The following is a 4637-nucleotide window of genomic DNA, read 5'->3' as shown; positions in this document are numbered from 1 at the left end:
CCGCCACTCCAGCGCCATCTCCCGCTCCCGCCACTCCAGCGCCATCTCCCGCTCCCGCCACTCCAGCGCCGTCTCCCGCTCCTGCCACTCCAGCGCCCTCTCCCGCTCCCGCCCCGGCAGCCAGCGACCGCATCGAGCCCTTCGACCCGGGAGCGCAGAGCACCGCAAGCACCAGGACCGCCAAATCCAAGGCCGCAGCGGAACTGCCGCGCAGCCGTTTGGTGCTGGCAACGGCCGTGCGGCTCGGTCCGCTCGATGAGGAGTCGGGCCTGAAAAAGAAGGCACAAGCGGCGTCCGAATCAGGAATACCCCGGAAAATTGGCGTTGCGCGCAGCGTCGCTGCAACGGCCACCGCGCGGGGCACGCTCGCGCAACTGCGCTGGCAGTCCGCCCAGGGCGGCGTGCAGCGTGCGGCCCTGAGCTTTACCTCAGAGGACGCATGGGGCGTGCGTCCGGGGTTGCTGGTGCGCAGCCTGCCGGCAAACACCATGCTGCGCTTTTATACGCAAGCTGGCACCGAAGTAATTCAGGTCTCGGGCGACGAGGTGCTGCGCACGGTGCAGCGCAACTTGGCTGCGGGCGATACCAGCGACGCAGCGCGCACCTATTGGGTGCCCGACTTTGGCGGCGCCGAAACCACGGTGGAACTCGAACTGCCTGCCAAAGCGAATTTGGCAGAGCTGGATATCGCCGTCCCCACGCTCTCGCATTTCTTCGTTTCACCCGGGGCCGACGCGGCGCCTGTCACCAAGGCTCTGGGGGATGCGGACAGTTGCCACACCGATGTTTCGTGCGACGCCCAGTACAGCAGCGAGAGCCGCTCCGTGGCACGCATCATCTATGTGAAGGACGACGGAACCAGTTATCTGTGCACAGGCACCTTGCTGAACGACGCCAGTTCGAGCCGCACCCCCTATTTCCTGAGTGCCAATCACTGTATTTCCACGCAGACGCTGGCCTCGACGATGACAACGGATTGGTTTTATCGCTCCACGGCCTGCAACAGCGGGGAACTGAACCCGGACACGCGGCGTGTCACAGGCGGCGCGACGCTGCTGTACAACAGTGCCGACACGGACACATCCTTCATGCGCCTCAATTCCCCTGCTCCGCAAGGCAGCGTCTACGCAGGCTCGTACTTTGGCAACATGAACATAGACATGGTCAGAAGACCGAATATCTCCGGAATCCACCACCCCAAGGGCGATCTGCAAAAACTCAGCACCGGCACCATCATGGATTTCAGCCGCTGCGTGCCGGGAGAGGATGACGGCACGTTCAACTGCTCCATCAGCAACGCGCAGAACGGGAATTTCTACTCCATCAGGTGGCGGCAGGGCCGCACCGAGAAGGGCAGCAGTGGCTCAGGGCTGCTCTATACGATCGGCAATACACGCTATGTGATGGGGCAGTTATATGGTGGATCCTCCCGTTGCCTTTCCAGATTTTCTACCGGGACGGACACCTACGGACGCTTTGACGTGGCGTTTCGCAATAGCCTGAAGAACTGGCTCAAGCCCGATCACTGAGGACATTATCCCGGCGCAGAGGCGCTCCAGGCCCGGACCCGTCGCGCTTTACGCCTTGAGGTAGTCGGCTCTCCCGCCCAGCCAGCGTGCCACGTGCCGGGCGGCCAGTTCGGGGTGGCGGTCGAGCATCACGGGGGCCAGCGCGCGCGCCCATTCGAGCAGGGGGGAATCGGTGGCGAGGTCGGCGAAACGCAGCAGCGCGTCGCCCGACTGGCGCGCGCCGAGGAATTCGCCGGGGCCCCGTATTTGCAGGTCGCGCCGGGCGATCTCGAAACCGTCACTGGTTTCGGCCATGGCGCGCAGGCGCTCCCTGGCGCTTCCGCCGACGCGGCCGCTGTCGTTGGTCGCGTAGAGCAGCACGCAGGCAGACGCGGCGGCCCCGCGCCCCACCCGCCCGCGCAGCTGGTGCAACTGGCTGAGCCCGAAGCGCTCGGCGTGCTCGATGACCATGAGCGAGGCGTTGGGCACGTCCACCCCCACCTCGATCACCGTGGTGCTCACGAGCACGCCCATTTGGCCACCGCTGAACAGCGCCATCACCGCCTTTTTCTCGGCGCCGGGCATGCGCGCGTGCAGCAGGCCGACCGTGACGCCGGGCAGGGCGGCGCTCAGCTCGGCGTGGGTGGCGGTGGCGTTCGTCAGATCCAGCGCCTCGCTTTCTTCGATCAGCGGGCACACCCAGTACACCTGCCGCCCCGCCGCCACCTGGGCGCCGATGCGCGCGATCACCTCGCCCTTGCGGCTGTCGGCGATCAGCCGGGTGACGATGGGCGTGCGCCCCGGCGGCAGTTCGTCGATGACCGAGACGTCCAGATCCGCGTAGTAGCTCATGGCCAGCGTGCGCGGGATGGGCGTAGCGCTCATCATGAGCAGGTGCGGCTCGATTCCGTGCTCGGCCAGCTTCTTGCGCAGCGCCAGCCGCTGGGCCACGCCAAAGCGGTGCTGCTCGTCGATGATCGCCAGCGCCAGGTTCCTGAAGCGCACCTGCTCCTGGATCACGGCGTGCGTGCCCACCACCAGCGCGGCCTCGCCGCTTTCGATCAGCGCCAGCATGGCGGCGCGCTCCTTCTTCCTTTGCCCGCCCGCGAGCCGGGCCACGCGGCGCCCGCGCGCGGCGAGCAGGGGTTCGAGCCAGCCCAGCATCCGCGCAAAGTGCTGCTCGGCCAGGATTTCGGTGGGCGCCATCAGCGCGCACTGCCAGCCCGCGTCCATGGCCAGGCAGGCGGCCTGCGCCGCGACCACCGTCTTGCCCGACCCCACGTCGCCCTGCAACAGGCGGTGCATCGGCACCTCGCTCGCAAGGTCGGCGGCGATCTCCCGGCCCACGCGGCGCTGCGCGGCGGTGAGCGCGAACGGCAGCACGGCCAGGAGTTGCTCGTGCAGCGGCGGGCTGCCATCTGCGGCCTGTTGCACGCGCAGCACCGCGGCGCGCAGCAGACCCCGCTCGCGCCGCGACTGCTGCTGCGACAGTTGCTGCGCCAGCAACTCCTCGGCTTTCACGCGCTGCCAGGCCGGGTGGCTGCGGTCTTGCAGCGTGGAGAGCGTGACGTCGGGCGCGGGGTGGTGCAGGAAGTCGAGCGCCTCGCGCAGGCTGAAGAAATGCTGCCCGCCGTTTTCATGGGCATGCCGTGCATGCCGCGCACAGGGCGGCTCGGCACCGGGGGGCAGCGTGTCGGACAGGTCCACCCGGTCCAGCGCGCTGCCCACCGCGCGGCGCAGGTAGGGCTGCGGCAGACCGGCCGTGCTCGGGTAGACCGGCGTCAGCGCCGCCGGCAGTTCCCCGCCGGCGGCACGAAGGGACGGGTGCAGCATTTGGCGCCCCCGGAACCCGCCCCTGATTTCGCCCCGGATGCGCAGCTGCGCGCCCACGGCCAGGGTTTTCTGGTGCGAGGGGTAGAAGCTGAAGAACCGCAGCTCGCACACGCCCGTGGCGTCCTCCACCCGGACCAGCAACTGGCGCCGCGGGTGCAGTTGCACCTCGCTGGCCGTGACCGTGGCCTCGATCTGCACCACCTGCCCATCGCGGGCGTCGGCCAGCGCGGTGATGCGGGTTTCGTCCTCGTAGCGCAGCGGCAGGTGCAGCGCCAAGTCGATGTCGCGCTCGAGCCCCAGCTTTTGCAGCGCCTTTTGCAGCACGGAGACCCCGCCCTGGACGGTCGTCGCGGCGGCGGATGGGGCCATGGGTTCGGCGGAGGGTGGGGAGTCGGCGGACATATGCGGCGGTGGGCCGGGGAAAGCGTGAAGTGCATGCAGAGCGATTGCGGAGCAAAAAGGCTACCACGATTGCGCCGCTCCAAGCCCCGGGGCCTGCGTGCCAGCCGCTATGGGAGAATCGCGCCCCGGCGTTTTCCCTTCTGCATTTCTTCCTGGCACGGGCCCGGCCCGCGAGCACGATGAGCGACCACTCCCCCGGCGGCGGCACGCGCGCCCACCGGCTCAGCGACTTCGACTTCGCGCTGCCCCCCGAACTCATCGCCCAGCACCCCACCCCCGAGCGCAGCGCCTCGCGCCTGCTCGATGGCCGCGCGCCGCAGCCCGAGGACCGCATCTTCCGCGAACTCCCCGGGCTGCTGCGCCCAGGGGACCTGCTGGTCTTCAACGACACCCGCGTCCTCAAGGCGCGCATCTTTGGCGAGAAGGCCAGCGGCGGCAGGCTGGAGCTGCTCATCGAACGCGTGCTCGGGTCCGCGGTGGACGGCCCGGGCAACGAGGTCGTGGCGCACATGAGGGTCAGCAAGAAGCCGCCGCCAGGCAGCACCGTGCGCATGGCCGGGGGCCGCTGCGCGGGCGGTTTCGACGCCACGCTGCTGGGCCGCTGGCCCGATGTGCACGGCCCCCTGTTCCGCTTTGCGCTGCACGGCCCGGCGCACGAATCGCCCTGGGAACTCATGGAGCGCCATGGCCATATGCCGCTGCCGCCCTACATCGCGCGCCGGCAAGACAGCGGCCACGACCCCGACGCGGCCCAGGACAGCCAGCGCTACCAGAGCGTGTTCGCGCGCACCCCCGGCGCCGTGGCCGCCCCCACGGCCGCGCTGCACTTCGACGCGCACGTGCTCGCCGCGCTGGCGGCGCGCGGCGTCGAGTGCGCCGGCGTCACCCTGCACG

3 protein-coding genes are annotated in these 4637 nt (G+C 69.2%); 2 read left to right on the top strand and 1 reads right to left on the bottom strand.

The genetic code is table 11. From position 1 onward, the window contains the following. Positions 1-1529, top strand: a 1529-nt coding sequence (locus VTU_RS0124335) for a trypsin-like serine peptidase (protein ID WP_236610867.1), incomplete at its 5' end; no start/stop codon positions are given. Positions 1530-1577: 48 nt separating this feature from the next. Here VTU_RS0124335 and recG read toward each other — a convergent pair. After that, positions 1578-3710 carry an ATP-dependent DNA helicase RecG gene (recG, locus tag VTU_RS0124330; protein WP_010110319.1) on the bottom strand — a complete coding sequence of 711 codons (2133 nt, stop codon included), beginning with the start codon at positions 3708-3710 and terminating at the stop codon, positions 1578-1580. 212 nt (positions 3711-3922) lie between these two features. Between recG and VTU_RS0124325 the strand changes: the two genes are divergently transcribed. Next, the coding region (locus VTU_RS0124325; RefSeq protein ID WP_010110317.1) for an S-adenosylmethionine:tRNA ribosyltransferase-isomerase at positions 3923-4637 on the top strand (715 nt) is incomplete at its 3' end.

This window comes from Verminephrobacter aporrectodeae subsp. tuberculatae At4, assembly GCF_000193225.1.
GTDB lineage: Bacteria > Pseudomonadota > Gammaproteobacteria > Burkholderiales > Burkholderiaceae_C > Acidovorax > Acidovorax aporrectodeae.
Note: the sequence above shows the minus strand (reverse complement) of the source record. Positions and strands in the feature narration are given on the sequence as shown.